At 48.0% G+C, this 26097-nt stretch carries 21 protein-coding genes; 11 read left to right on the forward strand and 10 right to left on the reverse strand.

Annotated features, from left to right (window positions below; all coding sequences use genetic code 11):
* Nucleotides 1–136 precede the first annotated feature (136 nt).
* From miaB to LQ567_RS00370, 3 genes are all read right to left on the reverse strand, one after another.
* Nucleotides 137–1564, reverse strand: coding sequence for a tRNA (N6-isopentenyl adenosine(37)-C2)-methylthiotransferase MiaB (gene miaB / locus LQ567_RS00360; RefSeq protein ID WP_231001999.1), 1428 nt, complete (start codon nucleotides 1562–1564; stop codon nucleotides 137–139).
* A 150-nt stretch (nucleotides 1565–1714) separates the two neighbouring features.
* The gene (locus LQ567_RS00365) at nucleotides 1715–2392 is read right to left on the reverse strand and encodes a hypothetical protein (RefSeq protein ID WP_231002001.1); all 678 of its coding nucleotides are present in this window, start codon (nucleotides 2390–2392) and stop codon (nucleotides 1715–1717) included.
* A gap of 62 nt (nucleotides 2393–2454) precedes the next feature.
* Nucleotides 2455–3327: a 1-aminocyclopropane-1-carboxylate deaminase/D-cysteine desulfhydrase gene (locus LQ567_RS00370; protein ID WP_231002002.1), complete on the reverse strand. Its 873-nt coding sequence runs from the start codon at nucleotides 3325–3327 to the stop codon at nucleotides 2455–2457.
* Between the two features lie 110 nt (nucleotides 3328–3437).
* Here LQ567_RS00370 and LQ567_RS00375 point away from each other — a divergent pair, with 110 nt between their 5' ends.
* Nucleotides 3438–4337, forward strand: coding sequence for a sugar phosphate nucleotidyltransferase (locus tag LQ567_RS00375; protein ID WP_231002004.1), 900 nt, complete (start codon nucleotides 3438–3440; stop codon nucleotides 4335–4337).
* A 315-nt stretch (nucleotides 4338–4652) separates the two neighbouring features.
* Here LQ567_RS00375 and coaD read toward each other — a convergent pair whose 3' ends face one another.
* The 3 genes from coaD to LQ567_RS00390 form a co-directional block, all read right to left on the reverse strand.
* The gene (gene coaD, locus LQ567_RS00380) at nucleotides 4653–5123 is read right to left on the reverse strand and encodes a pantetheine-phosphate adenylyltransferase (RefSeq protein WP_231002006.1); all 471 of its coding nucleotides are present in this window, start codon (nucleotides 5121–5123) and stop codon (nucleotides 4653–4655) included.
* A 21-nt stretch (nucleotides 5124–5144) separates the two neighbouring features.
* Nucleotides 5145–6071 (reverse strand): aspartate carbamoyltransferase catalytic subunit, encoded by a 927-nt coding sequence (locus tag LQ567_RS00385; protein WP_231002008.1) that lies wholly within the window; start codon nucleotides 6069–6071, stop codon nucleotides 5145–5147.
* Nucleotides 6072–6919: 848 nt separating this feature from the next.
* Nucleotides 6920–8371 carry an NADP-dependent isocitrate dehydrogenase gene (locus LQ567_RS00390; RefSeq protein ID WP_231002010.1) on the reverse strand — a complete coding sequence of 484 codons (1452 nt, stop codon included), beginning with the start codon at nucleotides 8369–8371 and terminating at the stop codon, nucleotides 6920–6922.
* A 216-nt stretch (nucleotides 8372–8587) separates the two neighbouring features.
* Between LQ567_RS00390 and apaG the strand changes: the two genes are divergently transcribed.
* From apaG to LQ567_RS00410, 4 genes are all read left to right on the forward strand, one after another.
* A complete protein-coding gene (gene apaG / locus LQ567_RS00395; RefSeq protein ID WP_231002012.1) occupies nucleotides 8588–8974 on the forward strand; it encodes a Co2+/Mg2+ efflux protein ApaG in 387 nt (128 codons plus the stop codon).
* 88 nt (nucleotides 8975–9062) lie between these two features.
* Entirely contained in the window at nucleotides 9063–9671 is a 609-nt protein-coding gene (locus LQ567_RS00400) for a 2'-5' RNA ligase family protein (protein ID WP_231002013.1), read from the forward strand.
* A gap of 597 nt (nucleotides 9672–10268) precedes the next feature.
* Nucleotides 10269–11378 (forward strand): PA0069 family radical SAM protein, encoded by a 1110-nt coding sequence (locus LQ567_RS00405; protein ID WP_231002015.1) that lies wholly within the window; start codon nucleotides 10269–10271, stop codon nucleotides 11376–11378.
* 388 nt (nucleotides 11379–11766) lie between these two features.
* Nucleotides 11767–12255 carry a ribonuclease H-like YkuK family protein gene (locus LQ567_RS00410; RefSeq protein WP_231002016.1) on the forward strand — a complete coding sequence of 163 codons (489 nt, stop codon included), beginning with the start codon at nucleotides 11767–11769 and terminating at the stop codon, nucleotides 12253–12255.
* Nucleotides 12256–12407: 152 nt separating this feature from the next.
* Here LQ567_RS00410 and LQ567_RS00415 read toward each other — a convergent pair whose 3' ends face one another.
* On the reverse strand, nucleotides 12408–13514 hold the full coding sequence (locus LQ567_RS00415) for a fatty acid desaturase family protein (RefSeq protein ID WP_231002017.1): 1107 nt from the start codon (nucleotides 13512–13514) through the stop codon (nucleotides 12408–12410).
* 154 nt (nucleotides 13515–13668) lie between these two features.
* Here LQ567_RS00415 and LQ567_RS00420 point away from each other — a divergent pair, with 154 nt between their 5' ends.
* From LQ567_RS00420 to aqpZ, 6 genes are all read left to right on the forward strand, one after another.
* Complete coding sequence (locus LQ567_RS00420; RefSeq protein ID WP_231002019.1) at nucleotides 13669–15369, forward strand: NAD+ synthase; 1701 nt, start codon at nucleotides 13669–13671, stop codon at nucleotides 15367–15369.
* 242 nt (nucleotides 15370–15611) lie between these two features.
* The gene (locus tag LQ567_RS00425) at nucleotides 15612–16613 is read left to right on the forward strand and encodes an AAA family ATPase (RefSeq protein ID WP_231002022.1); all 1002 of its coding nucleotides are present in this window, start codon (nucleotides 15612–15614) and stop codon (nucleotides 16611–16613) included.
* A gap of 139 nt (nucleotides 16614–16752) precedes the next feature.
* The gene (locus tag LQ567_RS00430; RefSeq protein ID WP_231002024.1) at nucleotides 16753–17637 is read left to right on the forward strand and encodes a DUF58 domain-containing protein; all 885 of its coding nucleotides are present in this window, start codon (nucleotides 16753–16755) and stop codon (nucleotides 17635–17637) included.
* A gap of 15 nt (nucleotides 17638–17652) precedes the next feature.
* Entirely contained in the window at nucleotides 17653–18615 is a 963-nt protein-coding gene (locus LQ567_RS00435) for a BatD family protein (RefSeq protein ID WP_231002026.1), read from the forward strand.
* The gene (locus tag LQ567_RS00440) at nucleotides 18612–19610 is read left to right on the forward strand and encodes a vWA domain-containing protein (protein ID WP_231002027.1); all 999 of its coding nucleotides are present in this window, start codon (nucleotides 18612–18614) and stop codon (nucleotides 19608–19610) included. Before LQ567_RS00435 ends, LQ567_RS00440 begins: the two co-directional genes overlap by 4 nt.
* A gap of 247 nt (nucleotides 19611–19857) precedes the next feature.
* Nucleotides 19858–20571, forward strand: a complete 714-nt coding sequence (gene aqpZ, locus LQ567_RS00445) for an aquaporin Z (RefSeq protein WP_231002029.1) — start codon at nucleotides 19858–19860, stop codon at nucleotides 20569–20571.
* Between the two features lie 324 nt (nucleotides 20572–20895).
* Here the strand turns inward: aqpZ and LQ567_RS00450 are convergent, their stop codons facing one another.
* The 3 genes from LQ567_RS00450 to LQ567_RS00460 form a co-directional block, all read right to left on the reverse strand.
* A complete protein-coding gene (locus tag LQ567_RS00450; protein ID WP_231002031.1) occupies nucleotides 20896–23142 on the reverse strand; it encodes a tetratricopeptide repeat protein in 2247 nt (748 codons plus the stop codon).
* 296 nt (nucleotides 23143–23438) lie between these two features.
* Nucleotides 23439–24116, reverse strand: a complete 678-nt coding sequence (nfi, locus tag LQ567_RS00455; RefSeq protein WP_231002033.1) for a deoxyribonuclease V — start codon at nucleotides 24114–24116, stop codon at nucleotides 23439–23441.
* A gap of 225 nt (nucleotides 24117–24341) precedes the next feature.
* Nucleotides 24342–26069, reverse strand: a complete 1728-nt coding sequence (locus LQ567_RS00460; protein ID WP_231002035.1) for a sensor histidine kinase — start codon at nucleotides 26067–26069, stop codon at nucleotides 24342–24344.
* Between the last annotated feature and the right edge of the window lie 28 nt (nucleotides 26070–26097).

A 26097-nucleotide genomic window follows, 5' to 3' on the forward strand; every position in this document is an offset into this window, starting at 1 on the left:
AAATATGTACATCCTGAAAAGAACAGCCGTGATGTCTTCTACTGCAACAGGTTTAATCCGGCAGCGATATAAAGAAACCGGTCTGCAAAAACACCTGCTGTTATCCTGCAACTACAGCGCTCCGCTTTTTTATCAGCTATACAATTGCTCCAAACAAAGTAGCCTGGGTGCAATCGCTGATCGTTACCTGTACATAATCTCCTTTTTTATGTTCCGCATTTTCCTGTTTGGGAAAGATTACTACCTTGTTCTGGGAGGTACGGCCCACCCACTGTTCACTGCTGCGCTTGCTGTCGCCATCGATCAGTACCTTGTAGGTTTGTCCTACATCTTTTTTATAGTCATTCAACGAAAGCTGGTTCTGTTTTTCGATGATCTCCTGCAGCCGTTTCTTTTTCAGTTCCAAGGGTACATCGTCCTGGTAGCGGCGCTGGGCCAGTGTACCCGGGCGCTCACTGTAATAAAACATATACCCGTATACATAGTTGCTATAATCCATAATGGAAAGCGTGTCCTGATGGTCTTCGTCGGTTTCTGTACAAAAACCGGCAATGATATCGGACGTAATGCTGCAGTCCGGAAGGATTTCCCGGATGCGGTCTACCTTCTTCATATACCATTCGCGGGTATAGGTACGGTTCATCAGCTGCAATACGCGCGTAGACCCGCTCTGTACCGGAAGGTGAATGCATTTACAGATGTTTTCGTAAGCTGCCATCGTATGCAATACATCGTCCGTAATATCTTTAGGGTGCGAAGTGGAAAACCGTACCCGTAATTCGGGGGAGATCTGTGCCACCTGTTCCAGCAGGCTGGCAAAGCTTACGGCATCGGCCTCCATTCCTTCTTTGGGAATATAATGATAAGAGTCTACGTTTTGACCCAGCAGGGTTACTTCCTTATAGCCCTGCTCAAAAAGATCACGGCATTCGCCAATGATACTGGCTGCGTCCCGGCTGCGCTCTCTTCCCCTGGTAAAAGGCACTACACAAAAGGAGCACATGTTATTACAACCCCGCATAATGCTTACAAAGGCACTAACGCCGTTGCTGTTGAGTCGCACGGGGGCAATATCGGCATAGGTCTCTTCCCGGCTCAGCAGTACGTTTACACTTTTTTGCCCATCGTTGGCCTCGTCGATCAGGCGCGGCAAACTACGGTACGCATCCGGTCCTACCACAATGTCTACCAGTTTTTCTTCTTCCAGGAATTTCGACTTCAGGCGTTCCGCCATACAGCCCAGCACACCAATAAGGGTACCGGGTTTCCCGCTCTTTAATCTTTTAAAATCCGTCAGGCGTTTGCGAACGGTTTGTTCGGCCTTTTCGCGGATGGAGCAGGTATTTACAAAAATAAGATCCGCCTCCTCCACATTGCGCGTTGCACCAAATCCTTCTTTATTTAAAATGGAAGCTACCACCTCGCTATCCGCAAAATTCATCTGACAACCATAGCTTTCAATGTAAAATCGCTTCCCGTAGCTATTAGGGTCGTTTGTAAAAGGGGCAAACTGCTCTCCCTGGCGTGCCTCATCATGCACCTTTGTTGTAGCTAGGTCTAACATACTGTACTCGTTCATTTGAAATCGCAAAGATAGGTAAATCTGTTGGTTGTATGACAGGATGACAGGCTCGAAATGTTAATTTCAGTCTCCCTCTGCCGGCTTTTGTTGTCAATTACTGACCGCTGCCAACGGACTGCCGGTAACTAAATCCTAAAAATCCTTCGGCAGGAAGATTTTATACTTTTCGAGGATCTTTCCGTCTGCATAGAGCTCAAAATTGACATACCCTGCTTTATAAAAATAGGAGCGATCGAGTTTAAACCGCTTCTCCTTGAGATCTTTTAACTCCAGCAGGGGCTGATTGGTTTCTGTAAAAAATTTGAGATCATACTTGCGGGAGTCCATCGGCAGTTCTACACGGATATACCGGTCCGGGGTCATAAAAACATACCGCGACTGGATAAATCCTGAGGGGAGAAAATCGGTTGTTTGGGTTGCCGGTTTGTTATTTACATTGACATCATTGGGCGCTACGGCAAACCCGGAAGTATCAACCATCGGGCGTTTGGCCTTGGTCATCGCATAACGGCTGCCGTCCAGCAATACATATACCCGGTAATACATACTGTCGTTGGGTGGATTGGGGTCGGAAACCCCGTTGTCTTTTAAATTGGGATCGGGGGGGGCACCGATGGACTGAAAATACCGGGTACTGTCATAGGAGCGCTGCACCGAGATCATCTTTACGGAAGGAAAATTATGCGTCCAGGACACAATTACCCGTTTGCCTACTTTGATTACAGAAAAATCTTTGGGGAGGTCTTCCTGGCCAAATGAAAAATTACTGATTACAGATCCGATCAAAAGTAACAATGCTATTTTTTTCATATCCTGTGCGCGGTATCTTCTGTTTTTGATTCAAACAAAGATAGGATTGCTGGCCCGAATCCCTAAAAAATTAACGTTCCTTTTGGCAGCGAGCGGTTGCCCTGCAAGCCGCCGCTGTGGATCACCAGCAGGTTCCCGCTATACTCCGGTGCCTGCTCCAGCAGGGCCCTCACGCCATAAAAGAGTTTGGCGGTGTATACGAAATCTGTGGGGATGCCGGTATGGTCATACAGTTCATTCATAAAACGGATCAGCTCTGGCGTATACTTTGCATACCCCCCAAAGTGAAAATCATGACGGATGGTATAAGGGCGTGCTGCGGGCGCCAGCAGCCGGTCGATCTCCTGCGGCAGGCTTTGATGGTTTTTTAAAGCACTGAAGCCGGTAATGGCGGTCGTTCCGGGAGCCGATTGCAGCAATCCGGCCATCATGGTACCCGTGCCGGTGGCACAGCAGATATGATCAAATGCACCGGGGCTAACAGGAATAGTGGCGGCTCCCTGCATACCGTATATGCCATAGCCCCCTTCCGGAACAATAAGCCAGTTCGCTTCAGAAAAGGATGCCGGCACCTGTTTTTGCCGGTAGGCCTCCCGTGTTATAAAATGGAGCTCCATGCCCATTGAAGCCGCATCTTTTAGTGTGGGCGAATAAGTTGGAGGGGCTTCCCCACGGATAATGCCGGCGCAACGGATCCCCTCCAGCCGGCAGGCAGCAGCGGTGGCCAGCAAATGGTTGGAATAAGCACCGCCAAAAGTGATTATATTTTGGCCTTGAGCCTTTGCCGTTTCCAGGTAAAACCGCAGTTTATACCATTTATTACCGCTAATCAGCGGGTGAACCCGGTCCAGCCGGAGTACATGCACGCGGGTTGTGGCATTGCTCAGCCAGGGTACGGGATCCAAAGTGACTAAATCTTCCTGAATTGCTTCCATTGCTTTTTAATCGATGTGTCCAATCCGATACATCGGACGGCTAATTTACCTATTTTTGAAATCTCGTTAAGGAACGATTACAACCCGATAGAATACGAAAAAAAAATTGAATGAAACCAACTTTAGTGATTTTAGCCGCCGGTATGGCATCCCGTTATGGAAGTATGAAACAGGTAGAGGCTTTTGGCCCTTCCGGAGAAACCATTATGGATTATTCGATCGCAGATGCCATCAAAGCAGGATTTGGAAAAATTGTGTTTTTGATCCGCAAGCAGTTTGAAGCCAATTTCAGGGAGCTGTTTGCCTCAAAACTGGATGGTAAGGTAAACTATGAGTTTGCCTTCCAGGAACTGGATATGTACCTGGACGGAGCCACTATTCCTGCGGAGCGTACCAAACCCTGGGGAACCGGCCATGCGGTATTAAGTACACAAACCGTGGTAAAAGAGCCATTTGCCGTTATTAACGCGGATGATTTTTATGGAGCCGATGCTTTTAAAAAAGCCGCTGAATTTTTAACCACCGGCGTGGATGAGCAAACCTATGCGGTTGTGGGCTATAATATCATGAACACGTTATCCGACCACGGCACGGTGAACCGCGGGGTTTGCGGTCTGGATGCGAAGGGAAACCTGCAAAGTGTGGTAGAACGGTATAATATTGCGGCGAGCGGGGATGTGGTAGTTTCAGATGACGGCCTGGAACCAAAAGAACTTTCAAAGGACACCACCGTTTCAATGAACTTCTGGTGTTTTCACCCGTCTATTTACAAATTGTACGAAGAGCAGTTCCGGGAATTTATTAAAGAATATCTAACGGTTCCGAAGTCAGAATTCCTGATCCCGGCGGTAGTGGATCATTTTATTAAGGAAGGGGGCGTGGTAAAAGTGATTAAAACGGATGCACCCTGGTTTGGTGTTACTTATAAAGAAGATGCTCCTGCTGTACAGCAACAGTTAAATGACCTGATTGCGAAAGGGGACTACAGCGATAATCTCTGGGGAAATTAAGGGCCTTAAAGCTGCTTCTCCGGACAAGCGCATTTGCTATGGCGTGATGGATCTTAACATTTTTAACCGCAAGGGGTGCAAAAATATGACGCCCTTTGCGGTTTGTTGTTTTTGCCGGCATATGTATTGCTTGCAGCGTTTTTGCGGGTGCGGTTTTTTTTGTCTGGAAGCCCGGTGCCGTTTCTGGCAGCCATCCCTGCACTACAACTTCCGGTTTGGGCCGGACTGTTTAAGGGGCTTGATGGATATAACGGTCCTTTACCGGAAAGCAGGCGGCCGTAAAATGTGCTGGGAAAAATGGGGTGTTTGCGTCGTTTAGTCTTTCAAAGATGTATAAACCGCCTCCGGAAGAAACGGACTGGCATCGCCGTTGTTCTTGATAATGTCCCGTACGATCGTAGATGCCACCGAAGTATATTTAGGCTCCCCGGTTAAAAATACGGTTTCAATGGTAGGGTCCAGGGTACGGTTGGCATCTGCAATGGTTTTCTCATATTCAAAATCGCTTACATACCGGATGCCGCGTAAAATAAAGTGGGCGCCGATTTCCTTACAGAAGTTAACGGTAAGCCCTTCGTAAATGGCACCTTCGATGCGCGAACTGTCCGGATAAATGCCCTTTATCCAGCTCAGGCGCTTTTCGGGGCTGAACATCGGACTTTTTGAGGTATTGATACCAATACCCACAATGATCTTATCAAACAAAGGAAGCGCCCTGTTGATAATGTCTACATGTCCGAGTGTAATGGGATCAAAGGTCCCGGGAAATAAACAGATTCTTGACATAACGCCAGGTTGTATACGCTGTTATTGATTTTTGTTGGAAAGCAAATATAACACAGCCATCCTTACCGCTACGCCATTTTCTACCTGCTGCAAAATAATTGACTGTCCTGAATCCGCCACATCGCTATCCAGCTCCACGCCCCGGTTAATAGGGCCGGGGTGCATGATCACCACGTCCTTTTTCAGGTTTTCCAGCAGTTTCCGGCTAATGCCGTATGAGAGGTTGTATTCGCGAAGCGATGAAAAAAGTACCTGGTTCTGCCGTTCCAGCTGGATGCGCAGTACGTTGGCCACATCGCACCAGTTGAGTGTTTCCTGCAAATTATAGTTAACAGTTACACCAAAGGCTTCTTCAATATATTTGGGCACCAGGGTAGGCGGACCGCAAACCGTAACCTTTGCGCCCATCTTGGTAAGCAGGTACATATTGCTCATGGCCACCCGGCTGTGCATAATATCACCGATAATGGCCACCTTGGTTCCATTGAGCGTGCCGATCTTTTCCCGGATGGAAAAAGCATCGAGCAAACCCTGCGTAGGATGCTCGTTGATCCCGTCGCCCGCATTTACGATGGCGGCAGGAATATGCTGCGACAGAAAATGCGGTGCGCCGGTAGCGCTATGCCGCATCACCACCATATCCACCTTCATGGAAAGAATATTATTTACGGTATCCAGGAGGGTTTCGCCTTTGGATACGGAAGAGCCGGAAGCGGTGAAATTGATCGTGTCGGCCGATAACCGTTTTTCGGCCAGTTCAAATGAAATGCGCGTGCGGGTTGAGTTTTCGTAAAACAGGTTTACGATCGTCACATCCCGTAAAGACGGTACTTTTTTTACCGGCCGTTGTAATACTTCTTTAAACTGAGCTGCTGTATCTAAAAAAAGGGAAATGTCACCTTTGGTAAGGTCCTTGATACCCAATAAATGTTTGGTGGAAAGCTTCATTAAAGAACAAAGATAAGGTAAAATCACTGAATATGAAAAACAGCGGCAGCTGATGTTCCTGTTATTATCAAGGTTTTGGATGCCGCAGATACGCAGATTTGGGAACAGGATCGACGAATCAGACCATCAGCGAATCAGCGGCTGTTATTCAATGTTTGATCTCGGATTGCGATGGCGTGATGCGTGCGCAGCAGCGTATGTTGGATGCCGCAGATACACAGATTTGGGAATATGATCGATGGATTGGGTCATCAGCGAATCAGCGGCTGTTATTCAGTGTTTGAAATCTCGGATTGCAACGCCGTGATGCGTGCGCAGCGGCGTATGTTGAATGCCGCAGATACGCAGATTTGGGAATATGATTGACGGATCAGACCATCAGCGAATCAGCGGCTGTTATTCAGTGTCTGATCTCGGATTGCGATGGCGTGATGCGTGCGCAGCAGCGTATGTTGGATGCCGCAGATACACAGATTTGGGAACAGGATCGACGGATCAGACCATCAGCGAATCAGCGGCTGTTATTCAATGTTTGAAATCTCGGATTGCAACGCCGGGATGCGTGCGCAGCAGCGTATTTTGGATGCCGCAGATACGCAGATTTGGGAACAGGATCGACGGATCAGACCATCAGCGAATCAGCGGCTGTTATTCAATGTTTGAAATCTCGGATTGCAACGCCGGGATGCGTGCGCAACAGCGTATGTTGAATGCCGCAGATACACAGATTCGGATGAAACTATTTGCGCTTTTGCGGCTATTATTCAGCATTTAGAATTGAATCGGCAAATAAGCCCATCTGCCGCATTCCTACATTTTATAAATATATCCCAGAGCAGTATTGAGCTCTATTGCCCCTGTGCCAGGCTGTATGCTTTTTTGCCATCCCACTCGTTGAGCAGTTCCAGCGAACAGATCTTAAAGTCGCCGCTCAGGCTCACATAAAGTCCGATCACATCCTGCTGTGTCAGTGAATGATCGTCGATGCTTTCAAAACGCACGTTATACTGGTTTACCAGGTTGGTATACACCGAGCCCGTAGGCCATACCTGCGTACCGCGGTTGCTTACGTTTACAATATTGAATTTTACCCCTGCGTGGCGCTGGCATTTTTTTGCGATCACTTCCGGCAGTTCGGAGCTTTCGATGAACAGGTCTACCCCCACAATTTTTTCCTGGCTGGTTTCCTTCGATTCCAGCATTACGTTTTTGTCCAGGTGCAATACGGTGCAGGAGCTGGCCACATCCGCCAGTTCGGGCTTGGCATTTTGCTCCGGCTTTTTACCCAGGTTGGCAATCACCGCATCGGCAAATGCAGTGGTATTTACCGAGGGGATGGATTTGTCGCCGAAATCGCCGGTATGCACGCCCTGCTCCAGGGTGTAAAGCAATGCATTTTCGATCTGGCCCGCCTTTTCCAGTAATCCCAGGTGGCGCAACATCGCGATACCGCTGAGCAACAGTGCGGTGGGGTTGGCAATATTTTTACCGGCAATGTCCGGAGCCGTTCCGTGTACGGCTTCAAAGATGCAGATATGATCACCGATGTTGGCAGAAGGCGCAAAGCCCAATCCGCCCACCAGCCCGGCGCACAGATCCGACACGATATCTCCCTGCAGGTTGGTGAGTACCACCACATCAAAATTATTGGGCTGTACCACCAGTTTCATACAAAGGTCATCCACGATCACATCATCGGCCTTCAGTTCGGGGTATTCTTTTGCTACCTCATAAAAGCATTCGAGAAACAGGCCATCGGTTATCTTCATAATATTGGCCTTATGACCACAGGTGATCCTGCGTGCATTTTTCTGCCGGGCCATTTCAAAGGCATAGCGGATCACCTGCATGCTTCCGGGCCGGGTAATGAAACGGCGGCTAAGGGCTACATCATGCGTCAGCATGTGCTCAATACCACCATAGGTATCTTCGATATTTTCACGTACAATGGTGATGTCGATAGGAATGCCGGCCTTGCTGAAAACCGTATCTACGCCATGCAGGGTCTGAAATACACGTTTGTTGGCATACGTATTCCATGTTTTGCGGGCGGTTACATTAATACTTTTAACACCTTTCCCTTTAGGGGTTTCCATCGGGCCTTTAAATAAAATACCCAACGCCTCGATGGTTTTCTTCGCATCGTCCGTCATCCCGTTGTTAAAGCCTTTGTCAAACACCCATTTTCCCATGTCTACATAATCATATTCCAGGGGTACGTCTGCTGCTTTAAAAATGGTAATTACTGCGTCCATGATTTCCGGACCGATACCGTCGCCTTTTGCTACTGCAATTTTCATGAAGAACGTTGATTTACTTTTAATGATTTGATGCTGGTTGAATAAAAGCCGTGTTAAATATTATTGGGTTTCAGACTATAATAATTTATTACCTAAAAAAATTAAATAGGTGAATCCATTTAACAAGCTCAATAATGCTGCAAAGGTAGGAGAATCTGCCTCCACAATAAATGGGAAGACCGTTAAAAAATGCTATATTTACCAAAACTCCCGTAAATGAGCAGTTTAATTTCGGCAGGTATTCATGTAACTGTAGAAGTATTCTTTCAACCGGAATACAGCAATGCATTGCAGTCTGAATTTATGTTTGCTTATCGCATCACCCTGGAGAACTACAACCCGTTTTCCGTAAAATTATTGCGGCGCAGCTGGTATATTTTCGACAGTAACGGCAGCTACCGCCAGGTGGAAGGAGAAGGTGTGGTAGGCGTGCAACCGGTACTGATGCCCGGGGAAACCTACCAGTATATGAGCGGTTGTAACCTGCGTTCGGAAATGGGCAAAATGAAGGGCAGTTATGAAATGGAAAATCAAAACAGCCAGCAGCTTTTTTCGGTGGAGATCCCCGAGTTTGAGATGATTGCTCCTTCAAAATTCAATTAAGAATCCCCAGGGATTTTTTTTGAAATAAACTACTAAAAATATTAGTATTTTAAAGCTAATTAATTTAGCTTTGTGTAAAACTGTTTTTATGCAAGCGATAGAATCTGTAAAAGCGGTGGCCGTTGCTGAATACCTGTTATTGATTACACCTCACGAAGACCTTTTCAACCGTATCCGGCTGGAAAAGCAGTCTTTTTTTGAAAAGTACAAAGCCCCGGAGGCGGTCCGGGGCAAACCGCATCTGACGCTGGTGCGGTTTACACAATTTGAAGGAGCGGAGGACCGCATCCGCCAGAAACTTCGTAACAAGGCGGCCGAATGGTTGCCTTTTTGTGTAGAGCTAACGGATTACGGGAGCTTTCCCTCGCACACCATCTATTTGAATGTGGCTACGAAAACCGGTATTCAAAACCTGGTGAAAAGCATCCGGACAGACAGTCAGGCATTAATGAAAATGGACAAAGATAACAAGCCGCATTTTATCCTGGAACCGCATATCACCATTGCGCGACGCTTAAAACCCTGGCAGTACGAAGCGGGGTGGCTGGAGTACCGGGATAAATCGTTCAGCGGAAAATTTATGGCGAATGCCATGACGCTTTTAAAAAGGGCCGACGAAAACACTCCTTATAAAACGGTAGAACGTTTTGTATTTGCCGGCCGGCCCTTATTGCCGAAGCAGGGGGTGATGTTTTGAATTTTAAAATTTGAAGATGTGTAAATGTGCAAATAGGCAATAAAGAATCAATGTCGTTGCCTTAAAGCCGCAGATCACGCCCGGTGCGTGACAAGTTGCGCAGATTTGGTATCGGCTTTAACGGCAACAATGTCGCAAAAAAACGCCGCGGGCGTAATCAGCGTACCCGCGGAAATCATAAAATTGTTTAGGGGAACGGTATTGAATCGTGAATGGGGAATAGAGCGGCGGGCATAAATCGGAACCGAACCTGGAACCTTTATTGGAATTTGAATACAGATAGATTCGTGGGTGAAAATGGGGTTGCCCATCGGGGCAGTTGCGCAGATTTGGTATGGGCTTTAACGGCAACAATGTCGCAGAAAAGCGCCGCAGGCGCAATCAGCGTATCTGTGGCAACCATAAAAGTAGTTTAAGGAAACGGCATTGAATCGTGAATGGGGAATAGAGCGGCGGTCATAAAACGGAACCGAACCTGGAACCTTATTGGAATTTGAATACAGATAGATTCGTGGGTGAAAATGGGGTTGCCCATCGAGGCAGAAACGGATCTGCCCTTAAACATGAAACCTTAAACCCTGAACAAAAAACGCTACCATGGAAAAGAAATTACAGCAGGATCACTTTAAAGTATCGGTTTCAAAAAAAGAAGAAGAGCAGCAATACCTGCAGGGCCGGGGAGCGCAGATCAACACGCCCAACCGGTTTCTTAAAAATGAACGGGTAAAAGAGCATATAGAAGGCATTGATGACTGGGAAGAAGTGAATGTGTCTACTCAATACCTGGAACAGGAGGCGAAGACCATTGTAAATAAAGTGGAGAGTCCGGATGTAGGAATGGGGTATAGCATGAATGCCTATGCGGGTTGTGAACATGGCTGTATTTATTGTTATGCGCGTAATGTGCATGAATACTGGGGATACAGCGCGGGGCTGGATTTTGAACGCAAGATCATCGTAAAAAAAAATGCGCCGCAGTTACTGCGCAAGCAGCTGATGCACCCCAAGTGGGAGCCCATCCCGATTATGCTGAGCGGGAACACCGATTGCTATCAGCCGGCAGAAAAAAAATACCGGCTTACACGCGGCCTCCTGGAAGTATGCAACGAATTCAACCAGCCGGTGGGGATCCTTACCAAAAATGCGGGCATCCTCCGGGATAAGGATGTACTGCAGGAGATGGCAAAGAAAAACATCGTGCGGGCGATGGTTTCCATTACATCGTTTAACGAAGACCTGCGCCGGGTAATGGAACCCCGTACAACGACCGCATTACAGCGGTTAAAAGTTATTGAGGAGCTGAGCAACGCAGGTGTAACCATGGGTATTATGATGGGGCCCATGATCCCGGGGCTTAATGAGCACGAAATGCAGCGCATCATGAAAGCGGCGTCCGAAAGGGGCGCTACATTTACGGCCTATACCTTTATCCGGCTGAATGGTGCTATAAAATTCCTGTTTCACGACTGGCTGTATAAAAATTTCCCAGACCGGGCGGATAAGATCTGGCATCTGATCGAGCAAAGTCATAACGGAACGGTAAACGATTCCCGCTGGGGACTCCGGATGCGCGGGGAGGGAAGCATCGCCCAGATCGTAGCACAACAGTATGCCAAATACGGGAAGCTGTACCACATGAATGAAGGTGAAACCGGTATGGATCAGCGGGCCTTCCGCCGGCCGGGGCAGCAGGGGACGTTGTTTTAGGATTAGCGATCAGTTTTCAGCTTCAACCATCAGTTTGCAGTGAAAGGCCGTACTGTACTCCGGTTCCTTATTCCGGTTTTTATGCTGAACGCTGCTAGCTGATGAAAGAAACCGACTGTGCCCTGTGCTGGATTTTTCCTCGGGTGGCGTTCCGGCTACGGTATTCGGGCTAAGACCGAACGCAGCTAGCTGAAAGCAGGCAGCCGCTGGTACAATATGACTCAAATATTAAGGGCCGGACATAGTTTTCCACAAATTTTTGGGGAAGGTGGAAAATATTTTTTATTCCCGACCGGGCAGATTTGATAATTTTCTGAAAATTTTCCAGTTGAGGATTTATGAGTGGAGGATCGAGGTGTGTTTCATAAACAGATAAAACCAGATTCATATGCATAATAAAACAAAACAATGGAGGAAACTGACCGGTGAAAGAATTACTACTTATATCGAAGAGGAACTGCTTGACGTGATCCGGCGCGAGCGTCAGCTGGGCAGTCAGCTAAAGGTATGCATTGGTACGGATAGCCAGGTAAAGGGCGCCGATACCGAATTTGCAACAGCCATCGTATTTATCCGGAAAGGACGCGGTGGTTTTATGTACCTCAATAATGAAACAACACGGGAGAAAATGAGTATCCGCCAGCGGATGATGGTGGAAGTGGCGCGCAGCATTGAAGTGGCCTATGCCCTCAGTGGTGTTTTTAATACCCACCAGGTGGATATGGAAGTGCATGTAGACATCAATACCGACCCGATGTACAAGAGCAATGATGCGCTCCGGGAGGCTATCGGTTATATTACCGGGATGGGGTTTGCGTTTAAAGCCAAACCGGAAGCTTTTGCCAGTTCCTGCTGCGCTAATAAGGTGGTACAGTAAGAACTGCTGTTCCTGTTTTGAGGTTCAAGGTTTCACGGTAGTTCCGCTGTGAAGCACGATGCGGTCCCGTCATTTTAACATTCATTCAATCAGAACCAACCTCAAACGTTAAACCTGGAACCTGAAACTTTAAACGTTAAACTAGAAACATATCATATACGCCCGCCTTCTATTAAACTAACTTGCTTTCTATGTGAAACCTCGGTTACTGGAAACTTGATAATCCGCCGGGTGCGCTCCTTCATCAAAGCGATCGCCTGTTCGCGGGATTCGAACATGTTGTTAATGTTCACGAGGTTATCCGCAAGTTTATTGTATTGCTTGGTCATCAGGTAAATAAAAATATGCAGGTAATGAATTCCGTCAAACACAATGGCTTTCCGTGAAGCAAATTCATCCTTGCGTTTCATAAATTCACCCGGCATTTCCGTATAATGCAATCCCGGGCGCAGGTGATGAATGATATGATACCCGTCATTCCAGCAAATATGGTTATACTGCGTATTGATGCAATTGATGGAATTGGTATAAAGGTCTTCCGGATCCGTACGGTCAATAAATGAATGCTGTGTCCAGTTGCCCAGCATCATCACAAAACGTGCAAATACAAGAGGAACAATAAACACCACCAGCGTGGCTTTTAGGTTTACAAAACACATCAGCACACAAAATACCAGGTACGTAATCTCGCCAAAACTGAGCCGTCTTGCCAGCTTTCGGCGGTTGCGTTTGGTGAGGTATTGAAACGTATCTTTTACCCCTGTAAATATGAAATTAAAGAAATATGCAAAAAAGCTCAGCAGGCTGTCACGCTGATAATTCATTGTACTGCTGTCGTCGTGTTCATTATTGTTTTCTACGTGGTGCATGCCCATATGATGACTGAAATAGCCTTCGGGTGCGTGGCCAAACAGCGGACAAAGAACCCAGGTAATATAGGTATGCGCCGCTTGCTGATAAGCCGGCCGGAAGGTTTTCCGGTGGCAAAGGCAATGGAACATCAGTCCAAACCGCCCTTTAAAATAAAACTGGGCTACGTAAAAATAGGGTACTGCCACCGCCCACCAGGTCCATCCTGTAAGCAACGGCGTAAAAAGCAGGATTGCAGCAGGAATTACGGTTAAGTGAATGACCGTTAACAGCCGGATAAACGGAAGATCCCTTTTATCATTCATCCATTTCAGCCAAAATCGCTCATAAGCATTAAAAGAGTTGCGGGTCCGATACACCGGATCCGTCAGTTCCGACAACGTTTTCATAAAAGGGATTTTAAATTTAACCAATAGAAGCAGGACAATATAAGTAATCTTTTCGAGGCACGGCGACAAAAATGTCTATAGAGAATGTTAAAGTATATTTGGCTTTATTCTTTGTTCTCATAAGGTTACATTTGTAACTATTAAAGGATGTTTCATGAGAATCGCTCTAGCGCAACAGAATTATCATATCGGCAATTTTGAAGTGAATACCGGGAAGATCATTGCTGCCATCCGGCAGGCGAAGGAACAGCGGGCGGATCTTGTAGTGTTTACAGAATTGTGTGTATGCGGGTATCCGCCACAGGATTTTCTCGAATTTGATGATTTTATTACTGCCTGTGAAACGGCGGTGGAGGCGATCGCCGCGCATACATCCGGCATCGGTGTGCTCATCGGGGCACCCTGCCGCAATGAAAAAACAGAGGGCAAAGATCTTTTTAACGCGGCGTTCCTGCTGGAAGACGGATTGGTTAAAGGAGTGGTACATAAGACCTTACTGCCTAATTATGATATTTTTGATGAATACCGGTACTTTGAACCCGCGGACTGCTGGAATGTACTGGAGTTCCGCGGTAAAAAACTGGCCGTTACCATTTGTGAGGATATCTGGAATATGGGGGAAAACCCGCTGTACGGTATAACGCCGATGGATGAGCTGATAAAGGGGGCGCCGGATCTGATGATCAATCTTTCTGCCTCTCCCTATAATTATGCCCAGGATGTGGTACGCAACAGCATTGTAAAAGCGCATACACTGAAGTATGGATTGCCGATGATTTATTGCAATACCGTTGGCTCTCAAACCGAAGTGGTGTTTGATGGCGGAAGCCTGGTGTATGATAACGCGGGTAATAAGATACAAGAATGCCGGTATTTTGAGGAAGATTTTTACGTAGTGGAACTGGATACACTGTTGGCAAACCCGATGCAGGCGGCCGCAGAAACACCCATATTTTTTTCAGCGTCTGAAGTGGGATTGGGGAAGAATACCCTGGAGTACCTGTCGGATGAAAAAAATATTGAAGAGATCTACCAGGCATTGGTACTGGGGATTAAAGATTATTTTACAAAAATGGGTTTTACCAAGGCCATTCTTGGTGCATCCGGGGGAATTGATAGCGCCCTGGTGCAGGCATTGGCGGTGGCTGCGCTTGGCAGAGAAAATGTGTGGGCCATCCTTATGCCCTCGCAGTATTCTACGGGGCATTCTGTTTCAGATGCCGAACAGTTGAGCCAAAATCTGGGCAACCCCTATAATATAATACCCATCAAGCCCATTTATGATGTCTTTCTCCAGGAACTGAGCCCTGTTTTTAAAGATCTGCCGTTCAGCGTGGCGGAGGAAAACATCCAGAGCCGCAGTCGCGGAAACCTGCTGATGGCGTTGTCTAACAAATTTGGACCTATTTTATTGAATACATCCAACAAAAGTGAACTGGCAACCGGTTATGGTACGTTGTATGGTGATATGGCGGGAGGGATCGGTGTGTTGGGCGATGTATATAAAACACAGGTGTACGCGCTGGCCCGGTACATTAACCGGAACGGCGAGGTGATCCCGGAGAATATCATTACCAAGCCGCCTTCCGCCGAACTGCGCCCCGGACAAAAAGATAGCGATAGTTTACCGGATTATGCAGACCTGGATACCATCCTGGTGGAATATATTGAAGGGCGGAAGGGCCCAAGAGAAATAGCCGCCATGGGATACGATGCGGCGCTGGTTGACCGGATCCTGAAGATGGTGAACCGGAATGAATACAAGCGAAAACAATTTTGTCCCATCATCCGGGTGAGTTATAAAGCCTTTGGGCCGGGTAGAAGAATGCCGGTGGTGGGGAAGTATCTTTCCTGATAAAAAAGGAAGCACAATGATACGCGCATTGGAATGAACAATAAGAACAGCTCATTCCGGCAGGTTATTTGCAGAAAGGGAGAGAGTAGTGAATAAGCAATGGCGAATAGTCAACGGTGAATAGTGAATCGTTAATGGATTGCCGGATGATCAGGTACATCTCAATTCTCGAATCTCGAATCTCGAATCTCAAATCTCAAATCTGGAAACTGAAAACTGGAATCTCAAATCTCAAAAACATTATGGCAAAAACAGGAGAAGAAATACGGCAGCTAAATGAAAAGATCGTTGGAGCCGGCTATTTTGTAGATGCATTGCGCAAGGAGATCGGTCAGGTCATTGTAGGGCAGCATCATATGCTGGACCGCTTACTGATCGGGCTGCTCAGCAACGGACATGTGCTGCTGGAAGGTGTACCGGGACTGGCAAAGACGCTTACGATCAAATCCCTTGCTACGGCCATACAGGCCGATTTTAACCGGATCCAGTTTACGCCGGACCTGCTGCCGGCCGATGTGATCGGAACGCTGATCTATAACCAGCAGCAAAATGAATTTGTAGTACGCCGGGGACCCATTTTTGCAAATTTTATTCTTGCGGATGAAATCAACCGGGCGCCCGCAAAGGTACAGTCGGCACTGCTGGAGGCGATGCAGGAGCGGCAGGTGACCATTGGGGATCATACCTATAAACTGGATGATCCCTTCCTGGTATTGGCTACCCAAAACCCGTTGGAGCAGGAGGGAACGTACCCGCTGCCGGAGGCCCAGGTAGACCGTTTTATCATGAAAGTGATCGTGCGCTATCCTGAAATGCAAGAGGAACAGCTCATCTTACGGCATAATGTGCAGGGAGAACGGCTGCCGCCCATCCGGCCGGTGGTGAACATCCAGGAAATACTGGACGCCAAGAGCCTGGTACGCGACATATACCTCGATGAAAAAGTAGAACGGTATATCCTGGATATTGTATTTGCCACCCGTTACCCCGGACGTTATCAATTGGAAAAACTGACTCCCCTGATCTCATACGGTGCATCGCCCCGCGGAAGCATCAACCTGGCGCTGGCCGGAAAGGCGCAGGCCTTTTTAAACAAACGGGGCTTTGTGATCCCCGAGGACATCCGCAGTGTCATTTACGATGTGCTGCGGCACCGGATCGGGCTTACTTATGAAGCAGAAGCAGAAAATATTGCTGCAGAAAATATTATTGATGAAGTGCTGAAAGCGGTGAATGTGCCGTAGGTGGAAATAGTGAGAAGTGAATGGGTGAATAGTGAATGATGAATAGTTAATAGTTAATGGATGTCTGGACGCTAAAGGCTGAATGCTGAAAGTTGAAGGCTGATAGCTCAAATCTGGAATCTCAAATCTCAAAAAATCATTGCGAACACGCGAAGAAATATTAAAAAAGGTACGGGAGCTGGAGATCAAAAGCAAGAAGCTGGCAACAGAATTGTTCTCCGGTGAATATCATAGTGCCTTTAAGGGAAAGGGGATGTCATTTAAAGAAGTACGGGAATACATGCCCGGAGATGATGTGCGCTTTATCGATTGGAACGTATCCGCCCGGATCGGGCATCCGTACAGCAAGATCTTCGAAGAGGAACGGGAGCTAACGGTAATGCTGCTGATTGATATCAGCCGGAGCGGTTTGTTTGGAACCTCTTATGGCCGCAAACGGGATGTGGCTGCAGAGATTGCGGCGGTACTTTCTTTTTCCGCGGTTGCCAATGCCGATAAGGTGGGCGCGGTGTTTTACAGTGATAAAATAGAGCTGTACATTCCTCCCAAAAAGGGAAGACAGCATGCCTTATTTATCGTAAGGGAAATGCTGGGAGTGGAGCCTTCCGGCAAAGGGACCAGTACCGCTACGGCGATCCGTTTTTTAACCAACGCCATGAAGCAGGGATGCATCGCATTTGTATTAAGCGATTTTATTGATGCCAACTATGAAGATGCGCTGCGGGTGGCCGGGAAAAAGCATGACCTCATCGGGATTAAATTATACGACCGGATGGATAAGGAATTGCCGGATGCGGGCCTGATTCAGTTAATGGATGCAGAAACGGGCGCGCTTCAGTGGGTAGACTCCGGCAATGCTTATGTGCGTCGCAAATATGAAGAAGAATTTTTCAGGATCACGGCCTATTGCGCCGCCGTTTTTAAAAAAGCCAATAGCGACCTGTTGCACCTGAAAACCGGCGATGATTATATTCATGTATTGCGCCGCTTTTTTAAAAGCCGGGTTAAAGGCAGTATTAAATAAAGAGTAAAACAAGGGATGTTTAAGAAAGGAGCCTGGATCATTGGGGTATTGTATCTGCTGACAGTGGGGCTGCATGCTTCGCTTTACGCGCAGGGACCTACGGTTACTGCTTCTGTAGACAAGAATAAGATACTGCTTGGAGAACCTGTTTTACTGACCCTGGAAATACGGGCCCCGGCCGCTGATAAGGTGCAACCGCTTAAACTGGACTCCATTCCTCATTTTGAGTTCTTATCAAAAGACAGTATTGCAAAAGAAGATACGGACGGTCAACAGGTGATACGGCAGTATTTCCGGATCACCAGTTTTGATTCCGGCCGCTGGGCCATTCCGCCGATTGTGCTCAGTGCTGAAGCAAAAACGGCTTCTATCTTAATGGATGTGGTATTTACCGATCCGTTTGATCCCAGCCAGCCCTATCATGATATACAGGACATCCGGTCCGTACCGTTTAAACTGGGAAAGCAGTTTGAAAAATGGTGGTACATGGTTGCGTTGTTGCTGATCATGATCACGCTGGCCGTATACTGGATGACCGGAGAGAAGAGGCCCCGCGCGGAGGCGAAGGTTTACAAAAGTGCCTATGCCAGGGCCAAACAGCAACTGGAGGCGCTGAAAGCATCCAAGGTGCCGGAGAACCGCTTTTATGCCCGGTTGGTGGAGATCCTGCGGGCTTTTTTATCCGAGCGGGCCGGCGTAAACTCGTTACAGCAAACTTCCGGAGACCTTGTTGAAAAAATAAAACCGCTGTTTACCGACGAATCGCTTTATCATAGCCTGGAACAGGTACTGGCACTCTGTGACCTGGTAAAATTTGCCCAATACGACCCGGAAGACGCAGAAGCACAGTCTGCGTATGAAGTGATCCAGAAGGGCGTTGATCATATTGAAGAGGGCATCCGGCATGCCGCTAAATTAAAAAAAGAAGAACGCGCACATTCCGTAACGGAGTCCGGCGAAGTGATCCATAAAAAATGATTTACGACTGGTTACAAAATATAAAATTTATCTGGCCGGAGAATTTTATTTTCCTGGCACTGATCCCGTTTTTGATTGCCCAGTATATCAAGAACGGAAGGCGCGGTAAAGGTGCAATCCTCACCTCCGGGCTCCAGGCAAAAATACCCGGAACCTTCCGGACGCGGTTCCGGCACCTGCCCTTTATATTGCGGCTGATCGGAATTGCTTGTCTTGTAACCGCACTGGCAAGGCCGCAGCATCAACAGGAACTGACCCGCAGTGAAGGCGAAGGGATCGATATCATGCTGGTGATGGATGTAAGCGGAAGTATGCTGACGCAGGATATCAAACCCCGTCGGTTTACGGTGGCCAAGGAAGTGGCCATCGAATTTGTAAAGAGCCGGCCAACGGATCGCATCGGCCTGGTTATCTTTTCGGGCGAAGCCTTTACAAAAGTACCCCTGACACCGGATAAAGCTACCTTGCTCGATCAGCTGATGCGGCTAAAAGTGATGGACGACGGATACCTAGAACCGGGTACCCTCATCGGTGAAGGACTGGCTACGGCTGTAAACCGCATCAGTAAGGGCAGCAGTAAAACAAAGGTGATCATCTTGCTGACCGATGGTAAAGAAGACGCACCACCAACGCGTATCATTGATCCGGATATGGCATTGGAGATCGCCAAGGCAAATAAGGTGCGGGTATACTGTATCGGTTTGGGTGTAAGCGAATTTACTGAAGAACAAATGGCATCCGGTGTGCGGAATTTCCTGGATGAAGACCTGTTAAAAAAGATCGCCGGCCAAACCGGCGGGCAATACTATCATGCGGTAGACAAAACTTCGCTGCAGGCGATTTATAACCAGATCGATAAACTGGAAAAGACAAAAGTAGAGATCATCCGGTATAAACAAACCGAAGAAATGTTCCTGCCGCTGGTGCTTGCGGCACTGGCCCTGTTGCTGATCGAAGTGCTGCTGCGGTACACCTGGTTTAAACGCTTTCCATAATGCGGGTGCTGTTTCCGGCAAATCGCAGGGGTTATGGTTGGTAAATGATCCGCGCCGATCAGCGGATAAAACAGTTGTGCCCGGTTTCCCGATCCCCGTTTTTTATTTTAAATAAATGTTCATTTATTGGAACAATTCCGGAGTTTTGGTATCTTCAGGAAGTATTTCAGTGATTGAAGTAGCGCAAGACTTATGAGGCGATCGTGTTTTTTTGACGTCGTTTATTCATCTTTAAAACATAAATCATATGAAAGTAACTGCTGTATCGAAGTTCTTTGCAGAACTGATCGGAACCATGGTATTGGTGCTTATGGGATGCGGAAGCGCTGTAATTGCGGGGGCAGACGGCACAACCGGCGTTGGTTTGCTGGGTATTGCCTTTGCCTTTGGCTTAAGCGTGGTAGCAATGGCTTATGCGATCGGACATATATCCGGTTGTCATATTAACCCGGCGATCTCCATTGCCATGGTGGCAGCGGGACGGATGAAGGCTGGTGAAGCGGCCTATTATATTTTAGCCCAGATCATCGGTGCCATCATCGGCGCCGCCATTTTATCGCTTATTGCAAGCGGAAAAGCAGAGTACCTGGGCGGACTGGGCCAAAACGGGTATGGTGATTTTTCTCCGCAAAAATATACTCTTCAAAGCGGTCTGATTGCAGAGATCATCTTTACGTTCATCTTTCTGCTGGTGATCCTCGGGTCTACTTCAACAAAAAACATCAATGGAGGCTTTGCAGGTCTGAGTATCGGGCTGAGCCTCGTGCTGATCCATATTGTGGGCATACCCATTACTGGTGTTTCTGTAAACCCGGCACGTAGCATCGGACCCGCATTGCTTAAAGGTGGGGAAGCACTGAGCCAGGTTTGGTTATTTATTGTTGCCCCCATTGCCGGGGCCATTCTTGCGGCCATTGTATGGAGCTTATTGCTGGAACGGCCGGATCGCAAAACCGCCTGATCAAAAAAAAAGATCGGATACGATCTCCGGGTGTACCCGGAAAATGCCGGGAGCAAACCGGTATAAACAGCCTCATTGTGCAGTCTATTGTGCGATGCGGCTGTTTGTTTATACGGCAATGCCATGATCGTTGAACGTTTTGCGGCCTGTGTTGCCGTATTGCAGCAACTTACATCCCCGGGGAATAATCTGTATAGCCCGGCCGGTTAACCGGAAAATGGGAAAGCCGCTTAATATATTGAAAGACGGGAATGATTTGCCAACGCGGCCATGTAATAAACAATGCCGGTCATGGTAGGCCGCTTCAGCTATTCATGTCTTTTTTTATAACATACCCAATTGCTGCCAAAGCTGGAAAAATCGCTGATCGCCTGGGTAGAACCGTTTAAGGGTTTCGGCATAAGGTTTGGCGGCGGCCGGGTTGTTCTGTTGCAGGTGCAGCACACAAAGCGCATAATTGATGTCTGCATCAGCAGGCGCCAGCTGCAGCCCCTTCAGGTACTGTTGTTCCGCCTCTTTATATTGTTGCCGTTGCTGCAATAAAATGGCGTAGTTATAATACACCCTGGGATTTGGTGTTTTGAGTTCAATGGCCTTCTTTAAACTTTTTTCAACATTATCCGGCTGGTTCAGCTCATTATACAGCAGCGCAAGATTAAAATAAATCCGGTCGTTTTTAGGATCGATCCGGGCCGCTTCTTCCAGGGTTTTTAACGCTGCCTGGTTATTGCCTTTAATATTATAAACGGTTGAGAGGTTCAGCCGTGCGTAGTTCATCTGGTTGTCTTTCTGCAACCCTTTCAAGTAAAAAGATTCGGCTTTATCATAGTTCTTCAGCTTTAAAAAGTAATCGGCCGCCATAATATTGCCCGATGCAAAATCCGTTTGATAAAGCACATGGTCGTTGAGCTCGGCCAATGCATTGGTATAACCGGTTCCCAGGCCCGCGATCAGGTCGGCATCATTGGCACCCAGCACCAGGTTGGCTGCAGCAATGCGCACCGCCCTCACTTTATCGGTTAGCATCTCCTGTATCGCATCCCGCCAAAGGGCAGGGGCAAAATTATTTAAACCGGTAACCGCCCGGTAGCGCACCTGGGCATCTTTATTATGAAGCTCCCGGAGCACACCGGCAACCGGGTTGTCGCCGCCCTGAACACCCGATAAATAATGCACTGCTGTGGCCTGGATGATCGGCGGGGTGGCTGTATCCTGTATCAGTTTGATCAGGTGGGCCTGGCTGCCGGCATCCATTTTACTCCCGGGGATCAGGTCTTCTGCAAAATGATAGGCGCGTGCAGGGCCATACCATTTATTAACGGCAGCTTCTGCCCAGCTGGCAGACTTGTTGGTATGGCAGTTGTTGCAGGCATTAGGAGTACCGTATTTTACCGAAAGATCGGGGCGCGGTACACGGAAGGTATGATCGTGCCGCCAGTCGTTGCCCATATAAAACTTGCCCGGCATATGACAGTTCTTACATTCGGCACCAGCCGTATTTACAGCGTGAAAGGTATGTGCCGGCGCATCGTATTTTTTGTCGTGGCATTGCAGGCAGGCCCCGTTGCCGGCGATCAGCAGTTTGCCGGTATGGGGGTTATGACAGTTGCTGCATTTAACCCCATGCTTGTACATCTTGCTTTGAAGAAAGGACGCGTACGTATAATCTTCGTCGTCTGCCTGTCCGTCTGCATGAAAGAATTCGGTGGATGGGATCTCCGGGAGATAGTCATCCAGGAGCTCGGTGCTGTTTTTCAGATCGGCACTGATATTTCCTTTGCGGGCATGACAGGGGAAGCAGGTCTGGATCTCTGCCAGCTGACTGCTGTTTTTAGGGGCTCGCAGGTAGGAACCGGCCTGTTTATCTCCGTGTTTGTAATCGCTGCCGTTCACATAGTCAATATGCTGTTTGGCCGGTCCGTGACAAGCCTCGCAGCTTACGGTGAGCACACTGTAGGTGGTATTATAGCTATCGGTTTCGGTGTTGTAGTTCTTTTTTAAATTGGTACTATGGCATTCCGCGCACATGGTGTTCCAGTTTTGCCCGTTGCCGGTCCAGTGCAGCCAGTCGTTGGCCGCAAGCTTCTGACCGGCATACTGGTGAAACCATTTTTTGTCTTTGCTGTTCCAGGATTGTCGGGTGGCCTGCATGCGGCCCCGGTCAAATTCCACCAGGTATTGCTGCAGGGGATAGTATCCGAATGTGTATTTGATCTCATAGTCATGCAGCTTTCCGTCCGGGCCTTCCGTATTGATAAAGAATTTGCCGTCCTTCTTAAAAAAACGGGAGGTAACGCCATCGGCGGAATAGGAAGTGTTGTTAAAGTTGCCCAATACTGTAGAGTCATTGGCGGGCTGCATGGCTTTAAAATGATCCGAAAGCTGCCATTGGTCATGTTCGCTTTTATGACAGCTGATACAGGCCGCATCTCCCACATAGTCATTGGCCACCTGCGTTTCCCTGCTTTTTTTATCCGGTTGTGAGCACCGTACAATGATCAGGCTGCCCAGGAAAAACAACAGGATCGAAGAAAGCACAAGAACGGTCTTTTTGTGATGCGTCCACCTCATAGGGAACAAATATAAGTATCCGTTTGCAGCTTTCAGACTTCGGCTTTCAGATTTCAGCCCGGGCGCCCGCCAAATCGGAAATACCGAATCTTGATACAATGTCGTTTGTCTAAGTGATTTTTTTTATAATTGCCGCTGATTCGCTGATTGCGCCTGCGGCGCTTCGCTTCGATATTGTTGAGTACCATTAAAGCCTGCACCAGATCTGCGCATCTGCAGCCTTAACCCAACCGACATTGATTCTTATCTCAAGTCTGGAATCTCGAATCTCAAGTCTGAAAGCTGAAATCTGACCGCTACCGGCTTCCCTTTACCCGCTCCTGGTTCACCAGCATATGCGCCAGCCGTGTAGGCTCGGGGATACGGTATTTACCGCAGCATCGGGTAATGATCTCCAGGCTTTGATCCATGCCCACTCTATTTCCAGGGGATACGAATACCGGGTTGCAGTTGGGTTTGGTACGCAAAACAGTACCGATCTGCTCCTGTTTATCAAATAAAGGAGCCTGGTCAAAACGATGATTGCCCGGCTCCTGGTATACGCCTGTAAGACGGGTTTTGGCACATCCGATGGTGGGCTGGTTCATTATAAGACCAAAATGCGTGGCGATGCCCAGCCGCCGGGGATGTGCAATGCCATGGCCATCCAGCACCAGGATATCGGGTTTCAAGGTCAGTGCATCCCAGGCTTTTAACAGTGCCGGTACCTCCCGGAATGCCAGTAGCCCGGAAATGTAGGGGAATTGTACCGTACAGGTAACCGATGCATGCGCCTGTACCACCATTTCAGGATACTTCAGTACAACGATGCCCGCATATACCGTTGTTTCAAATTTATTAAATGATATGTCGGCTCCGCCGATATACCGGACCGGTGTGGTAAGCGGCGTGCAATCTATTTTTTCGCGTAATTCCTTTTGAAGCGCAACTGCCTCAGAGGGGGTGAGGTTATCGTAAAACTCGGGTGTAATCATGTGTTAAAGATACGGCATTTGCCGGGCCGGTGCAACGTTGCAGTATAAAGCCTTCGAAGCGTTGAATACTGCTCAGGAACGGGCTTTCTTAAATCAGGGGCTATGTTGTTTGCATCGTTTGCCATGTATTGTTTTTAACCGGAGCGGATGCAATGCAGAAAGCGAAAGTTGCGGCAGATAGGAGGCAAAATCTGCGATCAGCGGGAATGCCGGGGAGCAGGCCGGCTAACTATTGTCCGCTACGGGAAGCGTTACCACAAATTCCGTTCCTGCGCCAAACTCACTGTGTACGGCAATGGAACCGCCCTGCGCTTCAATCAGCTCCTTGCTGATAGACAGCCCAAGGCCGGTGCCTTCTTTTTTAGAACCGGGGATCCGGAAATAGCGGTCGAATATTTTGTCGAGATAAAAAGGCGCGATGCCCTGTCCCTGGTCCTTCACCGTGAAAAGCACGTGTTCTTTGCCGGCGGCAATGGTTATGGTAACGGGGCTGTTCTCGTGGCTGTAACGGATGGCATTGGAGATCAGATTGCTGAAGATCCAGGCTGTTTTATCAGTATCCACCTTTAAAAAAGGAAGGGTTTCCGGCTGCCGCACCTCCACGTGAATATTCCTGGATGCTGCTGCCGTTTCATTGATCTGTACCGCCTTACGGATCAGTTCTTCCGGGCGGCACAGCACCGGCTGCAACTGCAGTTTGCCGCTTTCCAGCTGGGTTACGTTCAGCAATTCACTGGTTATTTTCAACAGGCGTGCGGCATCCTCATGGATGCTTTCCACCAGCTCTTTTTGCTCCGCATTTAAATTTCCGATGCGGTTGTTTTCGAGGAGCTGGGCGCTCATTTTTATGGAAGAAATGGGCGTTTTAAGCTCGTGGGAAACGGTAGCGATAAAATTGGTTTTTGCATAATCCAGCTCTTTGAAAGGGGTAATGTTTTTCAGGAAGATCACATCTCCCAGGTGGTGCGCTTCGGTTTCGCCGGTTGGAACAATACTGATGGGGATGATGGCCTTGTCGAAATAACTTTCTTTATTGTCGGCATATATTTTCAGCGGTTCGTGTGCGGTTACCGGTTCAAAAAAATCCCGGATCAGCATCCGGATCAGGTCGTTGCTTACCGCAAGGTCCTGTACGGGTTTCCCCAGTACATCTGCCGGCCTTGTGTTGGTAATCCGGGCGGCTTCTTCGTTGATAAAAATAACCTTTTTGGTTTCATCCAAACCAATTACGGGTTCGTGTATATTATTGATCAGCGTTTCGATCCGCTGCTTTTCGCTCATCAGTCGTGCCAGGTTGCTGTTGTTGTATTCTTCCAGTTTCTGCGCCATGGTATTAAAAGCCCTGGCCATATCGCCAAACTCATCCGCTTTGTTGTAATAGATCCGTTCCGCATAGTTTTTGGAAGTAATACTGCGAATGCTTGAAGTAAGTGTTTTGATGGGATTGGAGATGGCGCCGGGAAGGTTAAGCAGCAGGGTAAAGGCAATCATAAAACAAAGGGTTCCGCTTACGGCGATCCACACGATGGCGTTGTCGGCTGTTTTTCCCGCAATAGCACTTTTACGCTGGATCGCGCGCATGTTTAAGAGCATAATGGCAGCAAGATCTTTCCGGATCTGGTAGACCAGCTGCGAATCTGCGGGGTTCTTTTTGATCTGCTGAAAATCGGCATTCACCCGCTCGGTGGCTTCCAGCTCATTGGTCTCGGTGATGTTCGCTTTCTGACGTTTTAACTGTGCCTCGAATTTTTGCTGTATAAGGGGCAACCAGATCCCCTCATCAAGCGCCAGCAACATCTCCCGGGAATAAGATACCGAGTTGTAATTGGCCACCAGGATATTCTTGGTATCTGCCGAAAGCCGGTTGATGTAAAAGCCGGAAAGAATGGCCAGGAAGGCCACCAGCGCAAAAAGCGCACCCAATCCCAGGGCCAGTTTTTTTTGAATACGCATTGCTTAATTTTTATACATCGGCAAAAAT

This window comes from Niabella pedocola (assembly GCF_021044425.1).
GTDB classification, from domain to species: domain Bacteria; phylum Bacteroidota; class Bacteroidia; order Chitinophagales; family Chitinophagaceae; genus Niabella; species Niabella pedocola.

Bases quoted from the DNA above. Each gene is read 5' to 3' on its own strand.
- aqpZ (WP_231002029.1), top strand. From the start codon at position 19,858: ATGAAAGTAACTGCTGTATCGAAGTTCTTTGCAGAACTGATCGGAACC.
- LQ567_RS00460 (WP_231002035.1), bottom strand. From the start codon at position 26,069: ATGCGTATTCAAAAAAAACTGGCCCTGGGATTGGGTGCGCTTTTTGCG.
- LQ567_RS00450 (WP_231002031.1), bottom strand. From the start codon at position 23,142: ATGAGGTGGACGCATCACAAAAAGACCGTTCTTGTGCTTTCTTCGATC.
- miaB (WP_231001999.1), bottom strand. From the start codon at position 1,564: ATGTTAGACCTAGCTACAACAAAGGTGCATGATGAGGCACGCCAGGGA.
- LQ567_RS00435 (WP_231002026.1), top strand. From the start codon at position 17,653: ATGTTTAAGAAAGGAGCCTGGATCATTGGGGTATTGTATCTGCTGACA.
- LQ567_RS00420 (WP_231002019.1), top strand. From the start codon at position 13,669: ATGAGAATCGCTCTAGCGCAACAGAATTATCATATCGGCAATTTTGAA.
- LQ567_RS00365 (WP_231002001.1), bottom strand. From the start codon at position 2,392: ATGAAAAAAATAGCATTGTTACTTTTGATCGGATCTGTAATCAGTAAT.
- LQ567_RS00370 (WP_231002002.1), bottom strand. From the start codon at position 3,327: ATGGAAGCAATTCAGGAAGATTTAGTCACTTTGGATCCCGTACCCTGG.
- LQ567_RS00410 (WP_231002016.1), top strand. From the start codon at position 11,767: ATGCATAATAAAACAAAACAATGGAGGAAACTGACCGGTGAAAGAATT.
- apaG (WP_231002012.1), top strand. From the start codon at position 8,588: ATGAGCAGTTTAATTTCGGCAGGTATTCATGTAACTGTAGAAGTATTC.
- LQ567_RS00425 (WP_231002022.1), top strand. From the start codon at position 15,612: ATGGCAAAAACAGGAGAAGAAATACGGCAGCTAAATGAAAAGATCGTT.
- LQ567_RS00400 (WP_231002013.1), top strand. From the start codon at position 9,063: ATGCAAGCGATAGAATCTGTAAAAGCGGTGGCCGTTGCTGAATACCTG.
- nfi (WP_231002033.1), bottom strand. From the start codon at position 24,116: ATGATTACACCCGAGTTTTACGATAACCTCACCCCCTCTGAGGCAGTT.
- LQ567_RS00390 (WP_231002010.1), bottom strand. From the start codon at position 8,371: ATGAAAATTGCAGTAGCAAAAGGCGACGGTATCGGTCCGGAAATCATG.
- LQ567_RS00385 (WP_231002008.1), bottom strand. From the start codon at position 6,071: ATGAAGCTTTCCACCAAACATTTATTGGGTATCAAGGACCTTACCAAA.
- LQ567_RS00405 (WP_231002015.1), top strand. From the start codon at position 10,269: ATGGAAAAGAAATTACAGCAGGATCACTTTAAAGTATCGGTTTCAAAA.
- LQ567_RS00440 (WP_231002027.1), top strand. From the start codon at position 18,612: ATGATTTACGACTGGTTACAAAATATAAAATTTATCTGGCCGGAGAAT.
- coaD (WP_231002006.1), bottom strand. From the start codon at position 5,123: ATGTCAAGAATCTGTTTATTTCCCGGGACCTTTGATCCCATTACACTC.
- LQ567_RS00375 (WP_231002004.1), top strand. From the start codon at position 3,438: ATGAAACCAACTTTAGTGATTTTAGCCGCCGGTATGGCATCCCGTTAT.
- LQ567_RS00415 (WP_231002017.1), bottom strand. From the start codon at position 13,514: ATGAAAACGTTGTCGGAACTGACGGATCCGGTGTATCGGACCCGCAAC.